The 26,036-nt window shown below is 42.5% G+C and carries 23 protein-coding genes; 11 read left to right on the forward strand and 12 right to left on the reverse strand.

The features are described 5' to 3' along the window. Window positions 1–73: 73 nt before the first annotated feature. Window positions 74–1,219 carry a bifunctional 3,4-dihydroxy-2-butanone-4-phosphate synthase/GTP cyclohydrolase II gene (gene ribBA / locus ACW689_RS04735; RefSeq protein WP_476288836.1) on the forward strand — a complete coding sequence of 382 codons (1,146 nt, stop codon included), beginning with the start codon at window positions 74–76 and terminating at the stop codon, window positions 1,217–1,219. Window positions 1,220–1,257: 38 nt separating this feature from the next. Here the strand turns inward: ribBA and ACW689_RS04740 are convergent, their stop codons facing one another. Continuing rightward, entirely contained in the window at window positions 1,258–2,265 is a 1,008-nt protein-coding gene (locus tag ACW689_RS04740) for an L-threonylcarbamoyladenylate synthase (protein WP_476288838.1), read from the reverse strand. Window positions 2,266–2,389: 124 nt separating this feature from the next. Between ACW689_RS04740 and ACW689_RS04745 the strand changes: the two genes are divergently transcribed. Then, on the forward strand, window positions 2,390–3,298 hold the full coding sequence (locus ACW689_RS04745) for a histone deacetylase family protein (RefSeq protein ID WP_476288840.1): 909 nt from the start codon (window positions 2,390–2,392) through the stop codon (window positions 3,296–3,298). Window positions 3,299–3,303: 5 nt separating this feature from the next. On the opposite strand, the gene ACW689_RS04750 is transcribed toward ACW689_RS04745, so the two are convergent. Further along, complete coding sequence (locus tag ACW689_RS04750) at window positions 3,304–4,029, reverse strand: substrate-binding periplasmic protein (protein ID WP_476288842.1); 726 nt, start codon at window positions 4,027–4,029, stop codon at window positions 3,304–3,306. A 147-nt stretch (window positions 4,030–4,176) separates the two neighbouring features. Between ACW689_RS04750 and ACW689_RS04755 the strand changes: the two genes are divergently transcribed. Then, a complete protein-coding gene (locus ACW689_RS04755) occupies window positions 4,177–5,049 on the forward strand; it encodes a tetratricopeptide repeat protein (RefSeq protein WP_476288844.1) in 873 nt (290 codons plus the stop codon). Here ACW689_RS04755 and ACW689_RS04760 read toward each other — a convergent pair. The 6 genes from ACW689_RS04760 to ACW689_RS04785 form a co-directional block, all read right to left on the reverse strand. Beyond that, window positions 5,024–5,938, reverse strand: a complete 915-nt coding sequence (locus tag ACW689_RS04760) for a hypothetical protein (protein WP_476288846.1) — start codon at window positions 5,936–5,938, stop codon at window positions 5,024–5,026. The genes ACW689_RS04755 and ACW689_RS04760 overlap by 26 nt on opposite strands. 4 nt (window positions 5,939–5,942) lie before the next feature. Continuing rightward, window positions 5,943–6,260, reverse strand: coding sequence for a hypothetical protein (locus tag ACW689_RS04765; protein ID WP_476288848.1), 318 nt, complete (start codon window positions 6,258–6,260; stop codon window positions 5,943–5,945). A gap of 5 nt (window positions 6,261–6,265) precedes the next feature. Then, window positions 6,266–7,006, reverse strand: a complete 741-nt coding sequence (locus ACW689_RS04770; RefSeq protein WP_476288850.1) for a ferredoxin--NADP reductase — start codon at window positions 7,004–7,006, stop codon at window positions 6,266–6,268. A 119-nt stretch (window positions 7,007–7,125) separates the two neighbouring features. Then, on the reverse strand, window positions 7,126–8,097 hold the full coding sequence (locus ACW689_RS04775; protein WP_476288852.1) for a hypothetical protein: 972 nt from the start codon (window positions 8,095–8,097) through the stop codon (window positions 7,126–7,128). A 212-nt stretch (window positions 8,098–8,309) separates the two neighbouring features. Beyond that, window positions 8,310–9,011, reverse strand: coding sequence for a purine-nucleoside phosphorylase (deoD, locus tag ACW689_RS04780; protein WP_476288854.1), 702 nt, complete (start codon window positions 9,009–9,011; stop codon window positions 8,310–8,312). Between the two features lie 15 nt (window positions 9,012–9,026). After that, on the reverse strand, window positions 9,027–10,241 hold the full coding sequence (locus tag ACW689_RS04785) for a phosphopentomutase (RefSeq protein WP_476288856.1): 1,215 nt from the start codon (window positions 10,239–10,241) through the stop codon (window positions 9,027–9,029). A 302-nt stretch (window positions 10,242–10,543) separates the two neighbouring features. On the opposite strand from ACW689_RS04785, the gene udk reads away from it, so the two are divergent. The 6 genes from udk to ACW689_RS04815 all read left to right on the forward strand — a co-directional run bounded on the left by udk (window position 10,544) and on the right by ACW689_RS04815 (window position 17,474). Next, window positions 10,544–11,173 carry a uridine kinase gene (gene udk / locus ACW689_RS04790; protein WP_476288858.1) on the forward strand — a complete coding sequence of 210 codons (630 nt, stop codon included), beginning with the start codon at window positions 10,544–10,546 and terminating at the stop codon, window positions 11,171–11,173. Window positions 11,174–11,190: 17 nt separating this feature from the next. Further along, window positions 11,191–12,414 (forward strand): NupC/NupG family nucleoside CNT transporter, encoded by a 1,224-nt coding sequence (locus ACW689_RS04795; RefSeq protein ID WP_476288860.1) that lies wholly within the window; start codon window positions 11,191–11,193, stop codon window positions 12,412–12,414. A gap of 504 nt (window positions 12,415–12,918) precedes the next feature. Beyond that, window positions 12,919–13,158 carry a hypothetical protein gene (locus tag ACW689_RS04800; RefSeq protein ID WP_476288862.1) on the forward strand — a complete coding sequence of 80 codons (240 nt, stop codon included), beginning with the start codon at window positions 12,919–12,921 and terminating at the stop codon, window positions 13,156–13,158. Between the two features lie 260 nt (window positions 13,159–13,418). Then, the gene (locus ACW689_RS04805; RefSeq protein WP_476288864.1) at window positions 13,419–15,836 is read left to right on the forward strand and encodes an SAM-dependent methyltransferase; all 2,418 of its coding nucleotides are present in this window, start codon (window positions 13,419–13,421) and stop codon (window positions 15,834–15,836) included. 1 nt (window position 15,837) lies between these two features. Beyond that, the gene (locus tag ACW689_RS04810; protein ID WP_476288866.1) at window positions 15,838–16,341 is read left to right on the forward strand and encodes a GNAT family N-acetyltransferase; all 504 of its coding nucleotides are present in this window, start codon (window positions 15,838–15,840) and stop codon (window positions 16,339–16,341) included. A gap of 221 nt (window positions 16,342–16,562) precedes the next feature. Continuing rightward, complete coding sequence (locus tag ACW689_RS04815) at window positions 16,563–17,474, forward strand: glycoside hydrolase family 16 protein (RefSeq protein WP_476288868.1); 912 nt, start codon at window positions 16,563–16,565, stop codon at window positions 17,472–17,474. A gap of 2 nt (window positions 17,475–17,476) precedes the next feature. On the opposite strand, the gene ACW689_RS04820 is transcribed toward ACW689_RS04815, so the two are convergent. Together ACW689_RS04820 and ACW689_RS04825 are read right to left on the reverse strand one after the other, a co-directional pair. Continuing rightward, complete coding sequence (locus ACW689_RS04820; RefSeq protein ID WP_476288870.1) at window positions 17,477–19,063, reverse strand: winged helix-turn-helix domain-containing protein; 1,587 nt, start codon at window positions 19,061–19,063, stop codon at window positions 17,477–17,479. A 132-nt stretch (window positions 19,064–19,195) separates the two neighbouring features. After that, window positions 19,196–20,626: a M1 family aminopeptidase gene (locus tag ACW689_RS04825; protein WP_476288872.1), complete on the reverse strand. Its 1,431-nt coding sequence runs from the start codon at window positions 20,624–20,626 to the stop codon at window positions 19,196–19,198. A gap of 362 nt (window positions 20,627–20,988) precedes the next feature. On the opposite strand from ACW689_RS04825, the gene ACW689_RS04830 reads away from it, so the two are divergent. Then, on the forward strand, window positions 20,989–21,579 hold the full coding sequence (locus ACW689_RS04830) for a LysE family translocator (protein ID WP_476288874.1): 591 nt from the start codon (window positions 20,989–20,991) through the stop codon (window positions 21,577–21,579). Here the strand turns inward: ACW689_RS04830 and ACW689_RS04835 are convergent. Next, a complete protein-coding gene (locus ACW689_RS04835) occupies window positions 21,576–22,775 on the reverse strand; it encodes an RsmB/NOP family class I SAM-dependent RNA methyltransferase (RefSeq protein WP_476288876.1) in 1,200 nt (399 codons plus the stop codon). The genes ACW689_RS04830 and ACW689_RS04835 overlap by 4 nt on opposite strands. A 315-nt stretch (window positions 22,776–23,090) precedes the next feature. Here ACW689_RS04835 and ACW689_RS04840 point away from each other — a divergent pair, with 315 nt between their 5' ends. Further along, on the forward strand, window positions 23,091–24,473 hold the full coding sequence (locus ACW689_RS04840) for an FG-GAP repeat domain-containing protein (protein ID WP_476288878.1): 1,383 nt from the start codon (window positions 23,091–23,093) through the stop codon (window positions 24,471–24,473). A gap of 56 nt (window positions 24,474–24,529) precedes the next feature. Here the strand turns inward: ACW689_RS04840 and ACW689_RS04845 are convergent, their stop codons facing one another. Further along, complete coding sequence (locus ACW689_RS04845) at window positions 24,530–25,975, reverse strand: chitinase (RefSeq protein ID WP_476288880.1); 1,446 nt, start codon at window positions 25,973–25,975, stop codon at window positions 24,530–24,532. Between the last annotated feature and the right edge of the window lie 61 nt (window positions 25,976–26,036).

Consider the following 26,036-nt stretch of genomic DNA (forward strand, 5'->3'; position numbering starts at 1 on the left):
TGTTCAAAGTACAGTTGCAAATATGAATGAATTAATAATAACAGTAAGCTATCAAACAAAGAGGCAGATCTGAATGAAAATGAACAGCACGGAAGAAATTATTGCGGACATCGCCCAAGGAAAAATGGTGATCATTATGGATGATGAAGACAGAGAAAATGAAGGTGACTTAATGGTCGCGTCAGAGCATGTTACTCCTGAAGTTATCAATTTCATGGCGATGCATGGCCGAGGGCTCATTTGTCAAACCATGACAGCGGAACGTTGTGAGCAACTCAAATTACCAATGATGGTACAAAAAAATGGCGCTCAATTTTCTACTAATTTTACCGTTTCAATTGAAGCAGCAAAGGGTGTAACCACTGGAATTTCCGCAGCTGATCGTGCTCGTACTGTGCAAGCGGCAATAGCCAAAAAAGCAAAACCAAGCGACATTGTGAGACCGGGACATATATTTCCGTTAAAAGCAAAAGAGGGTGGCGTACTAGTACGTGCAGGGCATACGGAAGCTGGTTGTGATTTCGCACGTTTAGCTGGCTTAGAACCAAGTTCAGTGATTGTTGAGATTTTAAACGAAGATGGAACGATGGCCCGACGCGCTGATCTTGAGTTGTTTGCACAAAAGCACAACTTAAAAATTGGTACTATCGCCGACCTCATTGAATACAGAAACCTCAATGAATCGAGTATTGAGCGAGTTGCACAATGCAACTTTCCAACACAGTTTGGCGACTTTAACTTATTAACCTATAAAGATAGCGTTCAAGGTCAGCTCCATTACGCCCTAACAAAAGGCAAAATAGACAAAGCAACACCCACTCTAGTGCGGGTACACCTCCAACATACCTTGCTAGACTTGTTGCTGAGTAAAAAAGCGACGAGTGATAGCTGGACAGTACCAGCTGCAATGGAAAAAATCAGTGGTGAAGGTGGGGTGTTAGTCATTCTCAATGGTAGTGAAGACACCGAACAACTGAGTAAAACTTTACAAGGCCATGAAATGTTCGGAAGCGACTACCAGCCTCCTTGTATCAATCAAATCAAAAATACACGAACCACAGGGCTTGGCTCACAGATATTGGCAGATCTGGGTGTAGCTAAGATCAGGTTGATGGGACATACACGCAAATACCCAGCACTATCTGGGTTCGGCTTAAAGGTCATTGAATATATCGAGCCTGTTGAAAGCCCTTCGCTAACACAAGAAGCTGCGGTCTAATCAGTAGCGTAATAAATGCAGTGTAAACACTGCATTTATCAGTGACTAGCAGCCGAGCGCGTTAAGCGATCATGTACATCTTGCCAAGCTTCTTCATGCGGTGGCATTTCAATCCAAATTTCACAAACGTCGGCCTGATCAAGTTGATGCAACGCATAGTATAGTGCTTGCGCATAGGCCTTTTTATCACTGGACATTTTCATAGCAACGGCACTATATCCTTCAAGTGCGATTTGCATATGTTCAGAGTAATATAACACGGCAATCGCTTGTTGAGCGATACTATCCAATTTCGCCAGACAATCTGCGATTTCTTTATGTGTCATTAACTGCACAGGTTTGCTCGGTTGATAATGTGCTTTCACATTGCCCGGAACCGCCGTGTTATGTGACTTAGGCGCGTATACTTCGCACCCCAATACAGCTTCAATTTGCGATTTCTTAATGGGACCTGCACGTAAAATTGTTGGCACATCGCCGCTGACATCTAATATGGTTGACTCAAGGCCAACCTCACAGGGCCCCCCATCAAGTACCGCTGCAATTTTTCCTTCAAGCCCAAACATCACCTGCTCTGCATTCGTCGGGCTAATACGCTTATACGGGTTTGCAGATGGTGCCGCCAAACCAGAATCTAAACGCCCTAATAGTTCCAATACTTTGGCATTATTTGGTACACGAATACCTACTGTATCGTGACCCCCCGTTACAACCTTTGAAACATGAGCAGCCTTTGGCAGTATCAAAGTGAGTGGTCCTGGCCAAAACGCTTTCGCCAACACCTCAACATGATCTGGTACAACCGATGCCCACTGCTGCACTTTATTGGCATGCTCAATGTGCACAATTAGAGGATGATTTGCAGGTCGGCCTTTTGCAGCAAAAATTTTTGCAACAGCTTCAGGCTGCGCGGCATCGGCCGCTAAGCCATAAACCGTTTCGGTCGGTATGGCTACAAGCTCTCCTTGCTTCAAATAGCTAAGAGCCTTGTCTAAATGCTGCTCATCACCTTTTGATAATACTTCAGTTGTTTTGTTACTACTCATTACCGTGCTCGTTAGAGGTTAAACTATGGGGCGTTACTCGCGAAGACATCGCAAACCCGTTATTATACCAAAACTGTTTGGCGCGACCACAAGTAAATACGACTGATATATAATTGATGACACCATGACATTGAACCCACATTTACCCTTGGTTTATCACCCTAATTACTCGTTTAACTTTGACCCTAAACACCGGTTTGTGATGAGCAAATTTGCAAGGTTATATCAGCGCTGTAAAGCAAATGGCTTGATCCATCACAATCTCCATCAACCGCAATTAGGTTCACCCAACGATTTGGAGTACATTCATTGCGACAACTATGTGTGGGATTTGTGGCACAACAAACTCAACGAAAAAGCGATGCGACGTATAGGGCTACCTTGGTCTGAAGCTTTGATGGCTCGGACTTTCACTGCACCTTTAGGTACCTTAAAAACCGCACAACTTGCTTTACAGCATGGTGTCGCCTGCCACTTAGCGGGTGGTACACACCATGCACACTTTGATTTTGGTTCTGGGTTTTGCATGGTGAATGACCTTGCGTTTTGTGCAACAACATTGATTGAAGGCGGCGATGTGCGTAATGTGTTAATTTTTGATTTAGATGTACACCAAGGAGATGGCACGGCAGCCATGCTCAAACATAACCCATATGTGTTCACGTGCTCCATTCATTGTGAAAAAAACTTTCCATTTAGAAAGCAATCCAGTGACTTAGATATTGGCTTAGAAAATCACATTGAGGATAAGCAATATTTGCAAGTGGTAGAACACACTCTGCAAGGATTGTTGGAAGACCTTAACCCAAGTTTAGTGCTCTACGATGCAGGTGTAGATATATGGGCAGAAGATGGCCTTGGAAAGCTCAATGTGAGTTGGCAAGGTATCGAGAAAAGAGATGCACTGGTACTCAAATTATGTCAAAGCCGAGGAGTACCTGTTGCAACTGTGATTGGTGGTGGATACGACAAAGACCATGAGCGTTTAGCAAAGCGCCATAGCATCGTCGTACAGCAAGCAGCATTGCTTTGAAGCCGCTATGGACTAACAAAACGCTTGTTGTGACTCTCAAGTGCCTTGCGAACACGCTCAATAATTTGCGGTTCCGTATCGCGGTTAAAAGCTAAGCAAGCCCTTCTCTCATCGGCATTTTTTACCTCATAAGCGATTTCTAACGCATCTAAAGAAAGCCCCATTTCTTTCATGCGCTCATGTGCCGTAAATTCGGTGGTAATTATAAAGTCAACCCTGCCCGCCAACAACTTTCTAGGACTCGCACTGGGATCATAAGTTAAGTCTAAATTCTCGCCACTTTTAAACCCGCGTGCGCGCAAGTATTCGTGTGCAATACTGCCCCTCACTAAAGAAACAACATACTTTTTCGCATCATCAAGTGAATTAAGCTTTATATCCTTGCGTTCACGAAGCTTAAACAAATACTCTTTTACTGGGGTAAGTAAAGGACAAGCCCACAAAAATAAAGCTTCCCTTTCTGGAGTACGGAAAATAGAGTAAATCATCGTGTTCTTTTTAGTTTGAGCCAACTTCATAGATCGCACCCAAGGGTAACTTCTTATCTCGTATTCTACTTGTGCGTCTGCCAACACAGCCTTGACCTTCTCGGTAGCCCTACCCACAATTTCACCCTGCTCGTTGGTATAGTTGTACGGTACCCACTCCTCAGTCACGACATTAAGCTTTGGCTGAGCGCATATTGCGAAAGAGAACGAGTAGAGCGCCAACAACCAAAAAAATTTTTCCATAACAACAGCTCATTATAAGTTTGGATATATATGATACAAACACTTGCATATAAACCCTATACTGCATGCAACATTCTGGGTTTCTTTGCATTTTAGCGCAACTTCATGCACCATTCCGAATTAACAAAAATAAAAGTATAGTCCGTTATGAAATCATTCTCTTTTATGCTTTGCTTGTTTCTGTGTAGCTTTTTCGTTACCGCGCAATCTGACAACAAACCAAGCGACGTTGAACAACAGCAAGCGCTTTCTGAACTCAAAGAGCCCATGTATAAACCTTTATTAGAAAGGTATATATTAGATGAGCTGAAATCGGTGCGTTATGATCAACAAAAACTAAGAGAAGATCTCACTAAGCAAGTGACACACTCGCAGCTTGATGCTGCTGATCGCGCGCTCACCTACACGACTGATACTGTCAACAATGTCCTATTCATCATCACTGCGACCGCCTCTATGCTCGTACTGGTGGGATGGAATTCATTACGTGATATAAAAAACAAAGTAGAAGACTTGGTTAAAGAACGCGTTGGCAACATCACTGAAGAATATGAGCAACGCCTACAAGTACTGGAATCTAAGCTAAAAGAACGTTCTGAAGAGATCTTAAATAACCATAAAAAGATCACCATCACTAATGAGGTGCATTCGCTGTGGATGCGTGCAAACCTTGAGAGTGATATGAATTCAAAAATAGAGATCTATGACGAGATCCTAAAACGCAAGCCTGAGGATGTTGAGGCCATTGCTTACAAAGCGGATGCGCTGTTAGAACTTGGTCAAACCGGCGTGGCAATACAACTTTGTAATCAAGCACTTGATATGGATAACGATTATGGTTATGCGTATTGGCAACGAGCCTGCGCTTACGCCATACTGCATCAACATGCCGATGCAATGGCTGATATTCGTATGGCACTCGAGTATTCACCGAATTTAAGAAATGAGCTTTTGCATGAAGCCGCTTTTGCCAGCTTGCATGATAATGCCAGCTTTAATGAGTTGATTGAGCAAGCTTAGTTGCTTCGCTAATTAACTGTTGTTGCATTGATAAAATAGTAGCAACACTTACTGCATCTAACTGGCTGTTGCCAAGCTGCATGAGTGTTGCCTTGCTAAAGTCAAAAGACAAAAATGCTTCTTTATGATGCGAAAACGAAAAAAATAGCGCTTTTAAACTTCCGTCCTCTAACGCCATTTTTAGCCCATCTTCCAATCGCTGAGCAAGCCTAAGATCATCTTTACGTACATAAAAATACATGACGGTTGGGTACTGTAAAACCAGTTTGGGATAAATGACAAAGTCATTTGGAGAGTCTAAGTTCGCAAGTTCGGCTGTCGCTTCAGTGACCCCACGAGGGAAGTACCGACCCGCCTTTTTGCTTAATAAGCCATACAAGTGTTCCTCACTCACTGAGTCATTAAAATCTAAGCTATTTTCAGCCAATATTAACTTATCTGGCCAATCTCTGCCTACTAGCGCTGTCATTTTGCTCAGCTGAGCAATATTCCTAACTTGTTCAAATAGCCGTCTATCGCGCTGATTGATAACTAGCAAGCGGATACCATAGCTGCCAAACGCTAAAGGCACCTCAATCGCCAAGGCCTGCTTCTCTCGCGCTTTGGAATGCATGGTCCACATGACATCTACATTACCCTTATTGAGCTCAATAAACTGCCTATTTTGCGTGATAAGGGCATCCATAGGCTGCAACCAATCAAGATCCGAACCAGCTTGAGTTTTTGACAACGCAAGTTCTAAAACTTTCACAAAGTAAAGGTTATTTGGGTTATTACGAAGTACAGTAGCATCAACATATTTAATTGTCTGAGCAGCACAGACTGATGAAAAAATGACTATGTACGTTAGAAGCAACCTATTCAACAAGCAGCGCCAAGCAAGATGCATAATGTTATTTCCGTTTCAAATAAGCCTCAATCGCATGTGACAGTAGTTCATCTATTTGCTCCTCAAATTCCTCTTTATCTTTTCCGAGTTTATCTAAGTAAGCCTCTGCTTGTGGTTCAGATAAGTTTTTAATGCCGACTTTATATTCACGCTCGGGCAACGATTTGTCATAGCGTGGCACAAAATTAAAAACAGCATAAGCTGGCGGTTTGATTCTCTTATTCGCAAAATCGCAAAAACCTTCAATAAAGTCAGAGCCTTTCGGTCCAAGGCATCCAGGTTCCACACGATATACTAATATTATTCGTTTATCATCAGTCATTATTATTACCAATATTGTTCTACTGAAATATGTCCAGCTTCCGCTCGCCTATGCTTTTTAAAGCCTTTATCGACCAAAATACTCGATGTTTCTTTTACCATTTCAGGGTTACCACAAACCATAAAGTGGCTTGAATGTGGAAAGCTAGAAAAACAACAAAACTGAGCAAGCTCATTAGTTTGGCACAAGCGCGTTATTCTGCCAGCTAAGCCGTTTTCAGGCTCTTCTCTGGAAACCACGGGCACATAGCTAAACTGTTCAAATAAGCTTTCAATTTCCTTAATCCTCTTTTGATACGTCAAATCCGCGTTTGTCCTTACTCCATGCACTAATACTACTCTTTTAAATCGCTCCCACAACTGGCCTTGCGCTAATATTGAAAGAAATGGCCCTATGGCGGTCCCCGTGCTCAGCATCCAAAGTACGTCTACGTCGGGAATTTCATCCAACGTGAGAAAACCATTGGCCTGTGAACCAACGAATACCTCATCACCAGCTTTGAGCTGAGCGAGACGTTCCGATAAGCTGCCGTCCGTAACTTCAATTAAGTAGAACTCAAGTGTCGGATCCTCAGGTGGATTCACAAATGAATAAGCCCTCGAAACGCGTTTGCCGTCAATTTCAAGAGCAAGTTTGGTAAATTGCCCAGCTTTAAACGGCTGAATATCGGCCGCAATTTGTAAACTAAACAAGCTGGGTGTCCACCATGTTACATCTAAAACCTTCCCTCTGCTCCATTGCGCCATTTAAATCTCCCAAACACTGCATTGACTCAAATTCGGTTACTATAAAGTGCATTCTGCTTAGCCAAATTTCACTTTAAGACCTCTTTAAACCATGGCAGATATGTCAACAAAGTCAAAAGCTAAGTGCACCACACCTTGCCTAAAAGTTCAGGCAAAGTATTTTTGTTCGCTTCACTAAAAGGAGCTTCTGAGTACAAATGCTCAGCATTAATTGTCATTAAGTGCGCCTTAATATCAGCTTTGTAGCCGCGCAGTGTAAATTGACGCGCGTTATCTCTTAACCACTTTTCTTGCTCAGCCGACATTTTTTCCGTTTTCTGTATTGCTGCAATGGTATCTAGCCACTGAAGATAATCTGAAGAGTTTGCATGGTATTCGCGCACTTTTTCTTTGAAACCCACTCGATACTGCGAAAATTGATCTAACCGTTTGTTTGCCAATGCGGAGCCCATAATGTTGTACATAACACCGATTTGAGCACGTTGGTTGTTTAACTTGATATACTGATGATAAGCCTGTTCGAAGCTATTCAGCGCTTTATCAAACTCTCCCAATGCTTCTAGTATGTTACCTCTTACAACAAAATAGCCCGCTCTCACTTTAGTAGAAAGCTGCTCCACATCAATGCTGTCAATCAACTGAAATGCCATGGCGGGTTGCTCAAGTAACCGATACACAATGGCTAAATTTACCTTTAGTAAGGTATGCTCTATATCACTACCCGATTTATCTAACGCGCATTTATAATGATACTTTGCTTGCTGTAACTGATAGTTCAGACGATAAGCAACGCCAATACGTGTGAGTAATTTAAATGCATAAGTTTGTGTTAGGTTGAAAAGCTTAGGTTCTTTTAAAGACTTCACGATATTCACATACACCTCCCACTCACCCGCGTTCATTGCGCCAAGTAATGCCTCGTAATGCACTGCTACTTTGATTTCAGGGTTCAAGGCCTGCTCTAGCAATTTTGGATATACCTGCAAGGCTTGTTGTGGATCATTTGACGCTAGAGTTTTAAACTCATCTACCTGAGGTGCACTTACTTGGAGCATCATCCATGCAGAAAGTAAGGAAGCTGCGATGGCCATACTTATATCCTTCACATTTATCGATAAACACAAGCATAGCTGGGATAAGCGAACGTGCGCCTGCTTACTAACAAACAGATAAAAAAAAGCCGCACTAGGTGCGGCTTTTTGGGTGTGATTCGCTTTGTTTTAGGCGTGTCTCCAAAACTCTGCGATTACGTTACCAAGGAACTTTAAATCTGTAGGCTTGCTAACCCTACAAATGAAACTTTTTAAATTGACTCTAGCGCAATTTTTACCATTTCGTTAAAGGTGCTTTGACGCTCTTCAGCAGGTGTTGCTTCACCCGTAATCACGTGATCGCTCACAGTAAATAGTGCCATTGCTTTTGCACCATATTCTGCCGCAACGCCGTACATACCTGCAGTTTCCATATCCACTGCCATAATGCCAAGTTTGTCTAACTCTTTGTAAAAATCACCGTCTGCTTGATAGAAAGTATCAGTCGTAAATACGTTACCCACTTTAGCTTCGATGCCAAGCTTACGTGCTGCATTTACACCGTTTTCAAGCAAACCAAAATCTGCAATAGCAGCAAAGTCGTAGCCTCTAACACGCGCACGATTAACGTTTGAATCTGTGCTCGCACCTTGTGCAAAAATAACATCACGAATTTTGATGTCTTGACTTATACCGCCACAAGTACCAATTCGGATCAGATTTTTTACGCCGTAGCTTACAATTAGCTCTCTCGCGTAGATGGACATTGAAGGAATGCCCATACCTGAACCCATAATACTTACCGGCTTACCGTTATAAGTACCGGTAAAACCAAACATGTTACGAACACCAGTTACTTGACGCGCATCTTCTAAAAAGTGCTCTGCAATATATTGTGCACGAAGCGGATCGCCTGGCATTAAAACTGTTTCGGCGAAATCACCACTGTTTGCACTAATATGAGGTGTGCTCATCGTTTGTTTCCTTCTTTATGCTTTACGTAGTGAAGTAACAAACCCTTCACCGTATTCAAGCGCAGATAAATTAAACCACTGGGCAAGGGTTTGACCTATGTCTGCAAAACTTTGTCGCTCTCCAAGGCCAACACTGTTCATACCCGGGGTGTAAGCCAATACTGGCACATACTCTCGCGTATGATCTGTTCCTGGAGCCGTTGGATCACAACCATGGTCTGCTGTGATCAACAACAAGTCATCGCTTTGCAACTTGTCTAGTATAGTCGGTAAATATGCATCGAATTGCGCTAAAGCTTCTGCATAACCAACTGCATTTCTGCGATGACCAAATTTTTCGTCAAAATCCACTAAATTAGTGAAAATTAAACTGCGATCAGGCGCGCTATCTACTAGCTCAGCGGTTTTTTCCAATAAGTTCATTAACCCGGGCGCTTTGTGCTTTTGGGTAATGCCTTGATGGGCATAAATATCCGCTATTTTACCAACACTGATCACTTCACCACCGTCTGCCGCTAGTTTATCTAACACCGTTGGCGCTGGTGGTAATACAGAATAATCTCGACGATTACCTGTACGAATAAAGTCGGCACTCGAAGTGCCTATAAACGGCCGCGCAATGACTCGTCCTATATTCATTTCATCAAGCAGTGCCCGTGCGATTTCACATACTTGATAAAGCTTGTCAAGGCCGAACGATTGCTCGTGAGCGGCTATTTGAAAAACGCTATCAACCGAGGTGTAACAAATTGGCATGCCTGTTTTCACATGCTCTTCACCCAGTTGCTCTAAAATTGTTGTTCCTGAGGCGTAACAGTTGCCTAAAATGCCAGGAATATCAGCGCGTTTGCACAGTTCATCTACAAACGCCTGTGGGAAACAAGGTACTGTATTTGGAAAATAACCCCAATCAAACAATACTGGCACACCTGCCATCTCCCAATGCCCCGAGGGCGTATCTTTACCGCTTGAAAGCTCTTTAGCATAACCCCAAGCAGCCATTGGCGCTTGACGTTCGCTTAGCTCACATTGTTCTTTACCAGCTGCTTCGCATGCATCCGCAAGACCTAATCGGCTAAGGTTGGGTAATGCTAACGCGCTACCCGTTTCTTTTTTGTATGCTTGTAAAAGGTGGGCAAACGTATTTGCACCTACATCACCGAATTTCTCAGCGTCAGGCGCGGCGCCAATGCCTAGGCTGTCAGCCATTAAAATAATTGCTCTTGCCATTGTTTACCTCTTTGCTACAAAAAATGGGTTTACATTCGTATGTTTATTCAACTCTTGCTCCCAAGGGTTGCTACTTTATTGTCGCTCCAAAAGATCGTACAGGACATAAGTCCGCTGTCACAAAAGCATCATAAAATTCAATAACAGCCTGAAGTTGCTGATTTTGGCCCAGAGGACATAAGTCCTGTTTTGTCACATGCAAAGTCGTTAAATTTGCATCCTAAGCGAGGCAAAAGAGATTAATCGTGTCTTTTTTGCTATTGTGATCTTCCAACGTTAACAACTGCTGGGTGTGAACTTTAGTGACACGAACAATTATAGCCATTGCTGGGGCGTCTGCTTCCGGCAAATCTCTATTTACGCAAACTATATACAATGAATTGGTTAATGAACTCGAGTCGGGTGCCATTGCCATTATCGAAGAAGACGCTTATTACAAAGATCAATCGCATTTGCCGTTTGAGCATAGAACACAAACTAACTATGACCATCCGGATGCGTTTGAACATGATTTGCTACGAGAACATCTTGAGCAACTACGTCAAGGTAAGGCTGTTGAGGTCCCTACTTATGACTATGCCCAACACACTCGAAGCGATAAAACGCGCACAGTAACTCCTGCTAAGATATTAATTATAGAAGGAATTCTACTGTTAAGCGATCCCGCATTAAGTGAAGAGTTTGATATCAAGGTGTTTATTGATACACCTTTAGATATTTGTTTACTGCGTCGAATGCAACGAGACATTGAGCAACGCGGTAGGAGCTTACCGTCTGTGGTTGAACAATACCAAGCAACGGTAAGACCGATGTTTTATCAATTTATTGAGCCTTCAAAGCACAATGCTGACTTGGTTGTCACCCGTGGTGGTATGAATCGCGTTGCGATTGATATAATTAAAAGTAAAATAAAATATTTACTGCAAGAATAAAACGGGAAGTTTAAAGCATGACAACAATAATGAGCTTAGTGGGCATGTTAATGCTGCTAAGCGTAGCATACGGCTGTTCCACAAACCGTAGTGCTATAAACAAAAGAACAGTGGGCGTTGCGTTTGCAATGCAAGTCATCATCGGTGGCTTTGTACTCTTTGTTGAAGCAGGTAAAAATGCTTTAGCGAGTATGTCCAGTGCAGTCTCTGCGGTTATTGGATACGCCAATGATGGTATTGGTTTCCTGTTTGGACCGCTTGCGGATAAAAGCTCATTAGGTTTTATATTCGCAGTACAGGTTTTGCCTGTGATCGTATTCTTCTCGTCTTTGGTAGCTGTACTTTACTACCTAGGCATTATGGATTGGATCATTAAAATTTTAGGTGGCGGTTTGCAAAAACTGCTGAAAACGTCAAAGCCAGAGTCGTTATCTGCCACAGCAAATATATTTGTTGGTCAGACTGAAGCGCCTTTGATTGTAAAACCATTTATACCAACCATGACGCGTTCTGAGTTATTCGCAGTCATGGTAGGTGGTCTAGCAACCGTAGCAGGCTCTGTAATGGCCGGTTACGTGGCCATTGGTGTTGAACTTAAATATTTAATCGCAGCCAGCTTTATGGCAGCACCAGGTGGTTTCTTGATGGCCAAAATGATTGTGCCTGAGACTGAAACCCCTAAACAAGACTTATCTGACGTAAAAGTTGACGAAGATAAACCTGTTAATGTGATTGATGCAGCCGCAGCTGGTGCTTCAAGTGGTATGCATTTAGCGCTTAATGTTGGTGCTATGTTGCTGGCATTTGTCGCTTTGATCGCATTACTAAACGGTATGTTAGGCGGTATCGGTGCTTGGTTTGAGCATCCGACTCTAACTTTACAAGAGATTTTGGGTTACGTTTTCGCGCCTGTTGCATGGCTAATTGGTGTGCCTTGGAATGAAGCCGTAACAGCCGGTAGCTTTATCGGTCAAAAGCTAGTAGTTAACGAATTTGTTGCCTACTTAGACTTTATGAATTATCGCGATGGGTTAAGTGAACACACACAAGCGATTGTCACATTCGCGTTATGTGGTTTTGCTAACCTGTCATCGATAGCAATCTTACTAGGCGGACTGGGCGGTATGGCGCCAAGTCGAAGAAAGGATATCGCACGCTTAGGGCTCAGGGCGGTTTTAGCAGGGTCTATGGCTAACCTAATGAGCGCAGCAATTGCAGGGTTTTTCCTCTCGCTAGCTTAGAAACTTAACGAGATATGCCGCATTTGCAAAACAATTGGTTGAATGCCTTAAGGGGTTAAGGCATTCATACTAACTTGAACGATACTTCACCAAAGGGCCGCTAGGCCCTTTTATCGTTTCTAAAGCCTGACTTTAGGTTCGTCTAAATTTCTTCACCACATAGCATCATTCAAACTCTCCCGTTAAAACTTTCTTATCGATTCATATAAGTTGACATAACTAACGACAAAAAACACAATGTATAGTGTTTTAGGAACAAACAATACCAAACTGCTTAACTAAGAAAACCTTGTCGGTGGAACCGCTACCGCACCTTGCTATCGCCATAGTACCTACATCCAAGTGGGCGAGGCAAAAATTTCGAGAGTCAGCAGTTTTAAATGAGCAATGCTAATACCGCTATCGTCCGCTCTAATTCCTCAAGGCGATTTAGTATTAGCGGATTTGTACAAATAGCACTGGATTAGCTTTGCACTCAAAGCAACCAAATAAAAGGAAAATATTATGGGTAAAGTACATATTCTGCACGAACTTGATTTAGATGAATCAACTCAATACACTGACTTCAGCTCACAAGAATGTAAAATTGCAGCACCTGGCGAGATTGCACCAGCTTGCAAAATTGCGCCGCCAATCACACCGTTAACAACGACCCCCTCTCGCGAAAAAGCAGACCCATCTCGCAAAGTGATACCACTTGTTGAGTTTGCCCCTACGTGCAGTTCTCCCACTTCAAAAAAATAGAAAAGTAGTCAGCACATACGTTTATGCCAACAGTCCAAAGTTGGCTTTTGTAAATACCAATCCGCTGAACTAAGTGGTCTATTTTTTTCACCAAGAAAGCTGAGTCAATAACAAGACAAAAGTTTTCTGATTTGGTGGTTCTAAATAAGCAATTTTAGCGCTGCGGGCGTCAGGTTTAATCACTGAAAATGGCCAAGTGTTATTGCAAATTGGTATCACACGGCTTTGTGCGCTTTCAAACTTATATGGATAAGCAACACATGTTTCGTTTTCCCAAAGACCTGTCAGACTTGTTAACTCAACGTGCTCGGGCCCTACTAATTGACGATAAATACGCGCCATTAATAAACTTCGCCAAACAATCAAATAATTACCACCTAATTGAAGAAGCACTCTCGTCTGAGGCTTGTAAAGGGATAATTGATGTCTTTGACGCCACATTCTATGACCAAATGGGCACTGTCAACAAAAGTATCGACCCGCATTGGCTTACTAAACAAGACGTCAATTACGACGATTGGTTTGGCAAAACAATGCATGCTCGTACGCATGTTCTTTGGGACAAAGATGACCCGCTTTACGTAACAGCCAAAAATATTGGTTTGATAGACATGCTAGACTCAGAGTCAACGCGACGTTATGTAGAACATGCAACAGGGCTCAAGTTAGAAGCAGGTTACGGCACCCAGATCTCTTGTATTGAGCCAGGCCATTACGTCGGACCACATAATGATCATCACCCTACGCTTGACTGGGCAAAAAATGGCTATGTTGATTTTCACATTATGGTGAGTAACGAGCATGTCGATCATCAATACTTCATTGCAGAAAAAAACGGCCATTTGGAAAACGTATGGGACATAAATCATACGCAAGGCGCACTGTCTTTTTTACGTTTACCGTTTTGGCATCACACCACTCCCCTAGTCGCTAAAAAGGGGAGCGAACACCTAGCACGTCGCTGGCATATTGCTAATGTGTATAGAATTGTAGGGGTTATGGACATGTCCTCTTCGGAGGGCAGTACAGCGTTTAAGCGCTTTATTGCTAACCCTTTTGGGCAAGAAGATACATTGAATCAAGCGAGTGTTGAAGTAAATAAACTGCATACATCACCGATAAAAAACAACGCAGAGCAGCTATCTATGCCTGTGGGATCACTGACAGAACGACACGTGCGTTTGTCTGACTCACAGATCTGGGATTGGCAAGCTGAGTTCTACCAAGAACAAGGAACCTTGGCTTGGGAGAATAAAACGGTGCCCGATCAGATCACCAATAGTCCCTATCTTGCCAAACTCTATTTTAGAGCCATACAAAAATACTATCGTTTAAATCAACATAAGCTAACTGCAAGTAACCCGATGAAAGTAGTTGAGTTGGGCGCGGGCAGTGGCAAACTTGCTTTTCACATTCTCAATGAAATTAAGCAGTATGAATACCAAAGTAAAGATGTGCTTCACATCCAATATGTTATGACTGACTTGAGTCTGAACAATATACGAGAATGGGCCCAACACCCTCAACTGAAGCAATTTATTGAAACTGGGTTACTGAAAGTTGAGCAGCTTAATGTATGTGCAGCTAACGAGCTTGCTCAAAGTATTTCCAATTTAGTTACCGGGTCCACTCACATACTCATTGCTAACTACCTGATTGATAGTATCCCTTTTGATGTATTTGAGATGAAAAATGGCCAGTTATGTATCCAACGTTTTCAAGTAGATGCGACCCGGGACAAGATCAATAAAACAGTACAAACAATAGACTTAACGGAAGCATCAATAGAGCCATACAACTCAGCTACAGAGTTACTAACTAACTATGTCCAGCAATTGCCAGAAGGGACTCGTTTTTCATATTCCAGTACGTTTATATCTGCCATATCTCTTTTTATCGAAGCTTCACAAAATAACCTGCTGCTTCTAGTGACTGATAAAAGTATCTGTCAGGTGGATAGCCTAGCCAATGCATCGCCAACATCACTGGCACTTCACGGTAGCTTTTCATCTCAAGTCAATCTCGGTCCATTAAATACGTTATTCGAAATTAACGGAGGCGAGTATGTTCACAGTGAGCAAAATGAAAACCCAGTATGTATCTCGGCATTTTTCTGCAATCAAAGTAATCATGATGCGCTCGTTGCTCTCAAGCATCATTTTGAGCTGGAGTTCACTTATAACAATCCTATGGACTTCCACTTAACACTTAGCCAAGCTCTCAAATCGCCAGACAATGACCTTTCTTCATTATGTGCTTTGCTCCGCATAAGCTGTTACGATCCTTGGTTACTACAACAAATACATGTGCAAGTCCGTCATTATTTAGCAAGCAGCGACCAAGCCCCTCAATTTTTTGAAGGATTTAAAGCGACCTTACATAGGCTTTTTAGGAACCACTACGACTTAAGCAAAGATGGGAAGTTTGCCTTTGATGTTGCTGTTTTATTCCATGTTATGCAAGACTTAGATAGCGCACTTAGCTACTATAAAAAAGCTTGTGCTCAGACAAAAGAAGCAAAAATACTCTTCAATACGGCCATTTGCTTAATACATAAAGGACTCAACAAAGAAGCGGTTGCTTACCTAGAAAATGCGCTTAGACTCGACCCCAGATACACTAAAGCAAAAGACAAGCTAAGCGCTGTGCAAAAAACAATGACGACGGAGGGTGCTTAATATGACGACAGGCCAAAATCAAATTCGAACATATTATCTTGAAATGCTCAATAAAGATGACTTAGTAACTTGTTCCATTCCTGAGGACTTTTCGATCATAGAAGTAGTAAATAAGCAGCCAGAATTTAACCAGTTTTTATATGCTTTTGTCGGTAAGCAATGGAACTGGAGTGATAAGCTTTCTTGGAGTTTACAGTCTTGGCAACAATACCTTAGAGAAAACAATGTTCGGACTTGGGTTGCTTATGTAGATGGCGCTATCGCAGGCTATTATGAACTGAGTATGCAAAATGCGGGGAATGTGGAACTTGCTTATTTTGGCCTCACTCAGAGTTTTATTGGCAAAGGATACGGTGGTCCCTTGCTGAGTCATGCGCTGGAGTCTGCTTGGTCAATGCGAGAAACAAAAAGAGTCTGGGTACACACATGTGATCTTGATCATCCTCATGCGCTGAGCAACTACAAAAATAGAGGCTTCAACCATTTCAAAACCGACATTGAGTAATACATCGTCTTTTTTTGGGCGCGCTTTAACGTAAAGTAACTGATTGATGGGTCGATGGCCCTCACTTTTTCATAAAATATAAGCCTATAAATCAATACATTAAGCCAATTTTCAAAGTACCTGTAATCAATTTAATTTTATTTAATTAGCGTTTAATAGCTCTTTTCTCTATCACTAATTCATACCTAGCCAACTCCGTCTACCAACAACAGGATTGAATTATGATAAAAATAAAACCATGCCTATTGAGCGTCATTAGCTTGGGTGCTTGTTCTTCACATTTTGCATTGGCAAACAATGAAGTAATGTTTGATGACTTTAGTTACAGCACTTTCTCTCAAGCACAAAAAAATGGCTGGCAAATAAGGACAGAGACTGGCCACCCAGGCGTAAAGGGCGCAACATGGTGGCAAGAAGGCGTGTCTTTTCACCCTGATGCATTGGACCACAACAACATAGTTATGCGGCTCACCTCAAAAACCGATGGTACAGCACAAAACACACGCCATACCCAAGTATGTCATAAAAGAAAGTACCTCGAAGGAACCTATGCGGCTCGCGTATATTTTAACGATAAACCCCAATATGGCCCTGATGGCGATGGCATCGTTGAAACTTTTTATGCCATCAGCCCCCTCGCTGCACCAATGGACCCCGATTACAGTGAAATGGACTTCGAATACTTAGCCAATGGGGGATGGGGCGCAGGCAATAGAACCCTATTCGCAACATCATGGGAAACATTTAAACTTAACCCGTTCACCAAAAAGAACGCGTACAGCACCATTCAAAATAGTTTGCAAGGTTGGAACACTTTGGTACTGCAAGTTGCGAACAATACGCTGCGTTATTATGTAAATGGCCAACTGTTCGCTGAGCACGGACCAGACGTATACCCAGAAGTAGCGATGTCAATTAACTTCAATCTTTGGTTCATTCCAGAGCAGATATTGCAAAGCAAAGAAATGCGCCAGTACTATCAAGATGTTGATTGGGTGTACTTTAGTAAAAACAATGTACTGGATACCCAAGCCGTGCTTGGTGAAGTCAACAAACTCAGAGCAAAGCAAGTTAAACAACTCGATTCAGTGCCTGATTGGCAACCAAAATATGAGGACTATTGCAGCCTGTAACATTAATTCAGCGTATAAGGTGATTGATGCTCAAACCACGACGCGACGCGTGTAACAAGGTGAGGTTGTTCGCTATTTTGCGCAATTTGCTGTGCCAACAATGCAAGTTGCTCCGCTTTGTTTTCGTTTCCTTGGATTTGAGCAATGTCCGCTTTTGCAAGCAACACCCATATCTGATTTGCAGGCGCGCCATTTTCATCAGCAATAGTTTGTGCTTGCTGTAAATAATGCTGTGCAACTTCAAAATCACTTTGTGCAGCAGCCACTTTAGCTAATTCAATCAAGGCATTAGTTTGCCCATATTGACCATAGAAAGAGTGATGATATTGCAGTGCCTTGGTTAATAACTCAGTAGCCTCATCCAACGCGCCCTGCATCCGCTTTATTTTACCAAGTTCTTCATAAGTATAAGCAATGAACAACTCGTCTTGTTGAGTTTGAGCCAGTACCTGCGCTTGCTCTATGTATAACTGTGCACTTTCTAATTCATCAAAGCGTGCCGCACCTTGCGGCCAGTTAATCATTAAATAACCTATCATCAAATGTGCTCGGATCAGCTCTCGAGGCTCTGAACCGTGAAAAGCTTCAATGCTCTGTTGAAGTAATGTAATGGCAGTTTGGTGTTCACCCAAATTAGCGTGACTCGCCGCTAAATATCGCCTTGCAGCATATAACTGCGGCTCATTTAAAAGTGCTGATTCAAACAAAGGAATTGCTTGCTCATAGGCCTGGCGCAAATACATTTCAACCCCCCTAGCAAACGATTCATTGCTAAAATCCATTCGCGAGATGTGAGGCAGATCAGGCAATTCATTCGCATAACGACGAGTAAGGCGTTCACTCAATTTGTCGAATGTGCCTTCGATAGTTTTTGCAAACTCTACGCCTTTTTCAACACCGTGCACAAAGTACAAGGTGTAGTGCAATTGAAAATCTTGTGGGTAGCCTGTCACTTTAGTTTGTACCAGTACATCAGCGTTTAATTGACGCCTGAGCATACTTAATGCGCTACCCTGAGCTGGCCACTTAATATACTCAAGTGCATGTAAAGTTTGGTCGTGCTCTACAACACTGAGCGCTGAATAGCGGCTCAATTGCTCAGACAAATACGCCATTCCTCGCAATCCCACCCATTGATGGATGACATCAGGTATGGCATTTTCAACCGGAAGAAAAGCGACCGTTAATTGCTGGCGCGCCGAAAACTTAACAATACCGGCAGCGACAACGCTAATAAAGCATATGGCCAACAAGGCCAATAGAGTGATTTTTTTTATTGGCTGTTGTGTGAATATTAATTGAACTGGTGCAGACCATTGGTAACCTTCTCGCGGATAAGTTTTTATTACCTCGCTACCAAAAATATCTCGCAACTCTTTAATTGATTGCGTTAAGACTTGCTCCTGAACAACTACATCGTGCCAAATCGTATCAAGCAGGTACTTCTTTGTGACTACCTGCTCTCGGTTTTCTAGCAATATTTTCAGCACCTGTAGTGTTTTAGCGCGCAGCAAAAAACGCTGCTGATGATTTAATACAACCCCAGATATAACATCAATTTTAAAACCTAGACACTTATAAACATGCATAAATACGACTTCAAACCCTCGTTAACCTGCCTTTAAACACGATCCCAATGTAATCAACCAAAGTGCCTAAAACAAGCACAATGAAATTATCTCAACACCGACGCAATATCGCATTGTCGGATGAGTTTTAAATCACCACACATCATTTGAAAAAGTAAGCTGTGTAAGTTGTTTGAAGCTCGTTGCTTGTTGAATTTGCTTTGCATAGATAGTTGAGCCTACCCAGCTATTAAGAAGTTTGTCGACGCCATCATCTTTTAGATTTCTTAATTGCACAACAAAGTCTTGAGTATATGCTCCACGCTCAAAAAAGTGCGCGTAATGTTGTTCAAGTATTTGATTAAATCGCGCTTGCCCTACACGGTTATACAACAGCGCATAAAACAATGCGCCAGTATCGTAAGCATTCAAACCAGCTTCACCATATCGCTCAAAAGGCGTTGCCTGGTACTTTTGGCTTTTCGCAAAACGAGCTTGGACTTTTTTTAGTAACTCATCGAGATGTTTTTCCAAATACTCTGCCGATTGATCAGTCAGTTTTTGCTCGACCAAAAGCTCCATAAATGTCGCTTTACCCTCATTCCACCTAGGTGAATAACTGTCCAATGATTTTACGTCCCATAAATGACTTAGCTCATGATACAAACGCTTTAAATCGGCAAAACCATCGCTATCTTGGATAACTGCGCTTACATCAGCTTGAGCCCCATAACCTTTTGGTATTTCTATAAAGCTAAATTCGCTGTTTATCTTACGTTTGCCAAACCAATGCTCAAACAAAGCCATTACTTGCGTCGCTTCTTGCAGGTAACGTTCGCTATTTGGATTGTTTTGTAGCGAATAGACTCGATACCCCGGTTTTATCGTTACCTGATAAGGAGCAATTGCAAAGTCCATTCTCCAAGCTGGTAATATATTTTTAAATTCGTACTGAACCTGTTCACCAAGTTGCTTGTTTGCGATCAGTTGTCCACCATTGGCAACAACATGGCTTTTCGGTACCGTTATTTTCGCATGATAGCCATATTTTTTAAGCCAAAATTTAGCCGCTCGATTAATGTCATCATTTGGCACCGTCAATAACGGGTAAGCATAGGCATCCATACGAATTATTGAAAAATCAGACGTAATATCATCTTTTAGATAATTCATACCCGTTTCGGTGTAGCCTTTTAAGTGACCAGAATAACGAACAGAAAACTGAAAACGTTGTTGTGGTTTAATTGGCTGTTTGGGTATGACTCGAATGTAATTTGATTGGAATAAAGCAAAGTCCTCATTGCTTACAACTTGCTGGATAAATTCAAGAGGTTCCCCTTTCGAGTCAGTCACCTCTGATACTTGAAGCATTCGATACAAACGCACAGGGATCACATCAATAGCCCCACTCCCTTCGTTCTGAGCCGTAATCGTAGCCGTTGCATCCATTTTCTGCTCTACAAAGTTCAAACTAATATCTAGATCATAGTGGGTTGCAAACACCGTCAATACACTAATTTTCTGATTGGCTGAGGTTGCCACAGAGCAAAACAACAGCACAATAACCAAAACCGCCCGATTCATTACCCATCCTTGTTTAATACTTGTTCGTTTTGTATACCACAATACGCAATGAAACTTACAAAAACCAGCTTTTTAAACTAAATAAATCCTTTTACTTCATAACCTTGAAATGGGCATCTGTCATTTTTCAATCTCGATTTAGTTGACAGCATGGCATTTATCATCAAAGCTTTAAGTATTGTTGAAAAGTAAATAATACACCTTAAGTTCGTAGAACCGCGCCTGAGAGTCATGTGTCCGGTTTACCATTCTAACAACAATATGCCCGTTCTACGGCTTGCTTTAAATTATGTGATCACCGTATACAGACTCCGATGCGCCCAAGCTGTTTTGCTTGGTGGCATAGCTTTATGGGAGTTGCTATGCACAACACTCTATTCTCTTTGCTCTTTATGACCTTACTTCTATTCGGCAGCCCTGGACCGGCACCTATCTCACTACTCGCGTCTGGCGCTAACTTTGGCTACCGACGAAACTTGCCCTTTTTGGCTGGAATTTTAACAGGGCTCACTCTTGCGATGGTTTTAGTGAATTTGGGTCTAAGCTCATTGCTTGAAAGCAAACCACAGCTTGCCTCTGCGCTATCCATTGCCTGTGTAAGCTACCTAGTTTACTTAGCTTACAAGCTCTATTTTAACGATCCGAATCATAAATCGAGTGGTAATTTACCAGGGTTTAAGCAAGGTGTCTTACTCAACTTAATAAACCCTAAAGCGTATGCGTCTCTCATCACCTTATTTTCTCAATTTAACATTGGCGATGCACAAACACTTAACGCGATAGTTTTGACGGCCTTGATCTGTATTGCGTTAGTCACAGTGATTGATGGCTTATGGCTGCTAGCAGGTGCAAAGCTTGGTAAAGTGCTCAGAAGCCGTGAGCATATAAAGCGCCTTAATGGCGCATGCTCTTTGGCAATATTGATAGTCGCCTCAGTTTTAATTAGCAACTAAGTAAGGCGCTCTAGCGCGGCACCGTAAAAACCATCAAACTCGCTGCTAATACCGGGTAGAAGCGATAATTCCTCTACCAGTTTAAACTGAGGGTTGTTCGCTAAAAACTGTTCAACTTGTTGTTGGTTTTCACAAGGAAGAATGGAGCAAGTTGCATAAACCAAACGGCCACCAGGCTTACACATTTGGCTATATCGCTGTAGAATTTCAGCTTGCAGTGACACGAGATTATCAATATTCTCGCTTTGTAAGTGCCACTTAGCATCCGGATTTCGGCGCAGCACACCCGTTCCAGAGCAAGGCACATCTAAGAGTACACGATCAAATTTATCTTTGAGTCGCTTTATCGTTTTGCTGTTCTTTATAAAACGAGTTTCAAGCATATGGACACCCGCTCTTTTTGCTCTTGTTTTAAGCGCATCTAGCTTGTGTTGATGAATATCCATTGCCAGTACATAGCCTTTATTTTGCATAAGCGACGCGATATGTAAGCTCTTGCCGCCCGCCCCCGCACAGGCATCAACCACACGCTGACCCGCTTTAGGTTGAAGCAAGTGCGCAATTTGCTGTGAACCTGCATCTTGCATTTCAAACCAACCCTCTTGAAAGGCTTTTGAACGGAAGATATGACTATTCGACTCCACCTTTAGCGCACTATGCGTACCAAGATCCACTTGTGAAACGACAATACCTTCGTCGAAGAGTGATTTTTTCAATGCTTCAATGTCTGTCTTTAAAGTGTTAACACGCAGGTACTGCTCTGCACTTTTATTCAATGCTGCTGCAACTACAGGCCAGCTATCACCCAATTGCGCACTCGCCATATCGTCTAACCAATCGGGTACAGATAAACGAATCGCTTGAGGCGCTTGTTCCAACGCAGCCTGAAGGTGAGCAACGTTATATTGTTGTTCATCAAGCCAGGTTGGTAGTGGCTGTTGGGTCACAACCTGACATGCTAACCAATATCCAAAGCCGTCATTAATGATCGCTTCTTGTTCAAGCAAGTAGCTAAGCAAACGCTTAAAGCGGAAGATATGATAGTAATTTACAACGACATAGTGCCTTTCTTCTAGGCTCCATTGTGGATTATCTTGCAGTAATTGCGTTAAGGTTTTATCGGCATAAGTCGGCGCATCCAGCACATTTTCAATGCATTGCGCTAAAGTTTCGACTAAAGGGCGAGTTACAGACACTTTTTGTCTCGGTTTGTTGCTAAAGGCGTATAGTAACGCGCCTGTGCAACCGCATCAATTGCTGTTTATCAACTACTAACCTAAATAACCACAGCTAATGTGAGGCTAAATAATGATTTACTGCGTAACTTCGATGGCTTTGGCTGGGTCGGTTCATTAGGATGTTAGCAAACATGGGCAAACCTAGAACATGCATTGCGGGCTATTTTTATCGTTACATTTCTTACAATTAATTACATCTCCTTAATTGTTTGAAATACCTTGTTCGATAACATGGAGTCTCTTGTTCATCGCATCAAATAAATAGGGTACAACATGAAAAGGTTATGTATTGGTATTGCAGGGATAGCACTTAGTCACTCCCTCTGGGCTGCTCAAGCACTCTCTATTTTCACAAGCATGCCACTGGTAACGACGAAAACCCCTACTTTGTTCGCCTACAACAAAGATCTAAAACAGCTCGAAGAAATTGATTTGCAGAACAACGAAAACTATCAGCTGGTTTTACCCGACTATGCCATTGCTTTTGACCATGGTCAGTACGCCAGCAGCAAAAAAGAACAAGCATTTGTAATTGCCAAGGATGGCATTTATTTAGCAACTAAGGATAAAGCCATTTTGCTCGTTAAAACGGCTTCGCTGTATGGACAAATGGAACTGACAAAATTCTCACAGCTGGATTTTATTATTGATGTGAACCAGGATGGTTTGAGCGACTTTCTGGTTCCAGAGTTAGGTAGTTCCTCTTTATATGTGCAAACGCCAGATGGTGAATTCATTCAATATGCCTATCTCACGCAACCCGATTTTGAGGGGAAAATATCACAAGGCACGTTAGATGTCTCATTTAGTTACAACGTGAACCCAATATCGACTGACTTAAATGGTGATGGTAAGCCAGATTTGCTCTTTTTCAATGATAAAAAAGTACAGGCACTCTACAGCAACAAGGCTGGTTTCAACAATACACTCAAAACCCTCTCACTGCCTGTTGAACTTGGTACATTGCTTGATGGTAGCACCCGTAAAATTAATCAAATCAAGGACATTAATAACGACGGCCATGTTGATCTGATCACACGTTTAATGCCTGCGGGTGACGGATTCGATATGATGGACGCAGAAGTCACCAACAAGTTGTATTTAGGCAACCCCAAAGGTGGCTTTGCAAGCCAAGCCATCGCTTTACCAAGCTCAACCCCAATAGGGCAACTCAAATTTGAATATGACTTTGACGGTGACGGCAAACTAGAAATGCAAAAATTCCACATCGATTTTGGTTTAGGGGCGATTGCATCAATAGCACTTAGCGGCGGCAACACCGATGTTGATGTAGAAGTTGGTTTTTATAAACAACAAAATGACGGCAACTTCTCACAATCACCATTGAGTGAAAAAGAAGTTGAGATGGCCGTGGATATGAATGATGACAACAATGCCTTATCACTCTACGTTGGCGACATTAATGGCGATACTAAAGATGATGCTATCTTCAAAAGTGGCAGTAAAACCCTCAGCGTATACTATGGCGACTCAACGCAATTGCTAAGTAACAAGCGCATAAAAATCAAGCACAAACTACCGAAAAACGGCAACGATATTTTGTTGGTCGATGTAAACCAAGACGGTAAGCAAGACTTTGTTTTTAAGTTTACCGACGACAAAGGAAAGAGCTCGATAGAAACCTTGTTGAACTAGCCTACTCTACATTCAACAGCCAAGCCGATAGCGCCCGCTATCGGCTTTTTTTAAACCTATTTCTTGACGTCTTCTAGAAATTTCCAAGGCTGAGTCGTTGCAGGTTCATCCCCTTGGGTCCACCACTTCGCCTCATAAATTTTATTTTTGAAGCTCACTTTATCACCTTTAAGATACACCTTACTCGCGTCCCACGCAGCAACGCCACCTACCGGTGGTTCATTATCTGGTGGATCTAGCTTATCTACGACACGCACCGCAGGCCAACTCGCATGAGACTGATAGAAATTCGTCACACACTTCTCATAATCCCCAGGTACCAAAGCCGAATATGCTGTCTGATAGCCAACCAACTTACATTCAAATGAGTAGCCACCAGGACGGTCTGAATAGTATGCCCAATCGCCTTCCCAGTTGGTATACAATACATCGTCAGCACCATTGAGGTTTAAACTGCCGTACGGCGTTTGCTGCCAACAGGTATTTTCTTCGTCTGACTCAATTGGAATATTGTAATAGTGTGCTAAACCTTCCCAGTAGCGAATACGGTTAACTGGTTGGCCTTTATCTCTATTTTGCGCACCACATTCAATACCACCATTGATCACATTAATCGTAGTGCCAAAGCCGTAACCAATCCCTGCTTCAAGTTCTCTTTGTGACGGTGTCCATGTACGGTCAATCACATGCAACATGGCTGGTTTCGGTGCTTGCGGTGTTAAGAAAAACCAAATAGCCGACGCAAGATTCAACCATGAATCAGCAACCAGCCCCGGGTTATTAAGTAATACAGTGGCATCGCCATTAAACATCGCTTCTGAAAAGGCACCATAGTTGAAATGGTATGACAGCTGCTTTGCACCGCGACCAAAATAGCCTTTACCTTGCCCGCATGGCCATCGACGATTTTGCCAGTCGTTCTGACCACACCCTGTTGTATAGCCCGCTTGGCCTTCCGACCAACCCATTTCACGCACATGGACCAAAGCTTGCTGCCATTCCTCTAGCCCAAGCGGGTTATCAGAGACATTGTCTTTGGCAATATGCCCGCCTGTTTCTTGCGCAAAATGGGCAAATGCAGTCACTATCGATTTTTTACAAATCGCATCTGCATTGCGACCATCGGTATAATCACCACAAAATGCTGGAAACTTACCAATCGCGCGTAAGAAGCGCGTGTAGGTATATTCAGGCGCAGCCATATTGGTTAAAAAATTCCACTCAGCTTGCGGGAACACGCGCTCAACACGCTTTACGTTGCTTGGGTTGCTTGGTGCCCCCGGCACAATTGCTTCAACAATGGCATTATCAGCCGTTTCAAGGGCTTTTGCCCAAATGGCATACATAGGGTTGCTCGTTTTACTTTGTGCCGCTTGTTGTAATTCTTCTTTCGACACCAAGTAGCCACCCGGGTTTTGTGGATCTGGCTGAATGGTCATGGCATTTGCGCTGGCTATGGCCACAATATTGAGCGCCAAAGCCACTGGAGTTAATTTATTCATGTTACTTTCCTTCCTTTATGTTGTATCGAGTGGGAAACATATTGTTCACACTGTAAACCAC

Source organism: Pseudoalteromonas sp. ABE4_541 (genome assembly GCF_056312285.1).

Bases quoted from the DNA above. Each gene is read 5' to 3' on its own strand.
- ACW689_RS04785 (WP_476288856.1), bottom strand. From the start codon at position 10,241: ATGGCAAGAGCAATTATTTTAATGGCTGACAGCCTAGGCATTGGCGCC.
- ACW689_RS04765 (WP_476288848.1), bottom strand. From the start codon at position 6,260: ATGACTGATGATAAACGAATAATATTAGTATATCGTGTGGAACCTGGA.
- ACW689_RS04840 (WP_476288878.1), top strand. From the start codon at position 23,091: ATGAAAAGGTTATGTATTGGTATTGCAGGGATAGCACTTAGTCACTCC.
- ACW689_RS04760 (WP_476288846.1), bottom strand. From the start codon at position 5,938: ATGCATCTTGCTTGGCGCTGCTTGTTGAATAGGTTGCTTCTAACGTAC.
- ACW689_RS04845 (WP_476288880.1), bottom strand. From the start codon at position 25,975: ATGAATAAATTAACTCCAGTGGCTTTGGCGCTCAATATTGTGGCCATA.
- ACW689_RS04795 (WP_476288860.1), top strand. From the start codon at position 11,191: ATGACAACAATAATGAGCTTAGTGGGCATGTTAATGCTGCTAAGCGTA.
- ACW689_RS04820 (WP_476288870.1), bottom strand. From the start codon at position 19,063: ATGCATGTTTATAAGTGTCTAGGTTTTAAAATTGATGTTATATCTGGG.
- ACW689_RS04805 (WP_476288864.1), top strand. From the start codon at position 13,419: ATGTTTCGTTTTCCCAAAGACCTGTCAGACTTGTTAACTCAACGTGCT.
- ACW689_RS04755 (WP_476288844.1), top strand. From the start codon at position 4,177: ATGAAATCATTCTCTTTTATGCTTTGCTTGTTTCTGTGTAGCTTTTTC.
- ACW689_RS04810 (WP_476288866.1), top strand. From the start codon at position 15,838: ATGACGACAGGCCAAAATCAAATTCGAACATATTATCTTGAAATGCTC.
- ACW689_RS04775 (WP_476288852.1), bottom strand. From the start codon at position 8,097: ATGGCCATCGCAGCTTCCTTACTTTCTGCATGGATGATGCTCCAAGTA.
- ACW689_RS04815 (WP_476288868.1), top strand. From the start codon at position 16,563: ATGATAAAAATAAAACCATGCCTATTGAGCGTCATTAGCTTGGGTGCT.
- ACW689_RS04825 (WP_476288872.1), bottom strand. From the start codon at position 20,626: ATGAATCGGGCGGTTTTGGTTATTGTGCTGTTGTTTTGCTCTGTGGCA.
- ACW689_RS04750 (WP_476288842.1), bottom strand. From the start codon at position 4,029: ATGGAAAAATTTTTTTGGTTGTTGGCGCTCTACTCGTTCTCTTTCGCA.
- ACW689_RS04800 (WP_476288862.1), top strand. From the start codon at position 12,919: ATGGGTAAAGTACATATTCTGCACGAACTTGATTTAGATGAATCAACT.
- ACW689_RS04770 (WP_476288850.1), bottom strand. From the start codon at position 7,006: ATGGCGCAATGGAGCAGAGGGAAGGTTTTAGATGTAACATGGTGGACA.
- ribBA (WP_476288836.1), top strand. From the start codon at position 74: ATGAAAATGAACAGCACGGAAGAAATTATTGCGGACATCGCCCAAGGA.
- ACW689_RS04745 (WP_476288840.1), top strand. From the start codon at position 2,390: ATGACATTGAACCCACATTTACCCTTGGTTTATCACCCTAATTACTCG.
- ACW689_RS04740 (WP_476288838.1), bottom strand. From the start codon at position 2,265: ATGAGTAGTAACAAAACAACTGAAGTATTATCAAAAGGTGATGAGCAG.
- ACW689_RS04830 (WP_476288874.1), top strand. From the start codon at position 20,989: ATGCACAACACTCTATTCTCTTTGCTCTTTATGACCTTACTTCTATTC.
- deoD (WP_476288854.1), bottom strand. From the start codon at position 9,011: ATGAGCACACCTCATATTAGTGCAAACAGTGGTGATTTCGCCGAAACA.